Genomic DNA, 1271 nt, shown 5'->3' on the forward strand with positions numbered 1-1271 from the left:
TGACCTGCCACTGGTCTATCATCCAGTTGCGACCGGAGCCGGTAGCTGATCTACGCCCTTCGGCGCGGGTTGAGCAATCACCCGGCGCGCGGAACTTTCATCGCGTGCAGCGGGACGGGCGATTGCGGTGGTCAGGTTCAGTGCGAAGCCTGCGGGGGTCTGGTAGCCGAGGGCCGAGTGGGGTCGCGCGGTGTTGTAGTCGGCGACCCAAGCCGCGATCAGATCGCGGGCATGGGCAAGGTTGCGGAACAGCGTCTCGTTCAAGAACTCGTCCCGCATCCTGCCGTTGAAGCTCTCGACAAAACCGTTCTGCATCGGCTTTCCGGGTGCGATGTAGTGCCATTCGACCTTGTGTTCGGCGCACCACTTCAGGATCGCGTTCGAGGTCAGTTCGGTGCCATTGTCCGACACGATCATCCCGGGCTTGCCGCGGCGTTCGATCAGCGCGGTCAACTCCCGCGCCACGCGGCGGCCCGAGATGGAAGTGTCGGGGATCGCTGCGAGGCATTCCCGCGTGACGTCATCGACCACATTCAGCACCCGGAAGCGCCGCCCGCAAGCGAACTGGTCATGCACGAAATCCAGTGACCAACGGGCATTGGCCCGCGCCTCCATCAGGATCGGGGCCCTTGTGCCAAGGGCTTTGCGGCGTGCTTTGCGTTTACGCACCGTTAACCCTTCCTCGCGGTAGAGCCGGTAAATGCGGTTGACCCCCGATGCCTCTCCCTCGCGCCGCAAGAGCACGAACAGCCGCCGGTAGCCGAACCTGCGCCTCTCATTGGCCAGATCCCGCAGCCGCCCGCGCAAGGCCGTGTCGGGCGCGCGCTGCGAGCGGTAGCGCACCATTTTGCGGTCCGCCCCTGCTATCTGGCACGCCCGCCGTTCCGATAGCCCGAGATGGGCCTTCAGATGCGCGACAGCCTCGCGCTTCACGGCGGGCGTCACCATTTTTTTGACAAGAGTTCCTTCATCGCCGCCATGTCGAGCATCTGCTCGGCCAGCAACTTCTTCAGCTTGGCGTTCTCGTCCTCCAGCGCCTTCAGCCGCTTGGCCTCGGACACCGTCATCCCGGAATACTTCGCCTTCCAGGCATAGAACGTGCCTTCCGACATACCGTGCTTGCGGCAGAGATCGGCGCACTTCGCACCCGCCTCATGCTCCTGCAAGATGCCAATGATCTGCTCTTCCGTCAGTCGTGCCTTCTTCATCGTCCGTCCTCTCCATGGGCCGGACTCTAATCGCAGATGGAGGAAAAATCCCGTGGCAGGTCA

The 1271-nt window shown here is 63.3% G+C and carries 1 protein-coding gene; it reads right to left on the bottom strand.

The window, feature by feature from the left end:
* Nucleotides 1-18: 18 nt before the first annotated feature.
* A protein-coding gene (locus tag GU920_RS19235) for an IS3 family transposase (protein WP_161768720.1) occupies nt 19-1208 on the bottom strand; the annotation gives its coding sequence in 2 pieces (ribosomal slippage) (nt 19-947 and nt 947-1208; 1191 coding nt in all).
* Nucleotides 1209-1271 lie beyond the last annotated feature (63 nt).

The organism is Paragemmobacter ruber, assembly GCF_009908315.1.
In the GTDB taxonomy this organism is placed as follows: domain Bacteria; phylum Pseudomonadota; class Alphaproteobacteria; order Rhodobacterales; family Rhodobacteraceae; genus Paragemmobacter; species Paragemmobacter ruber.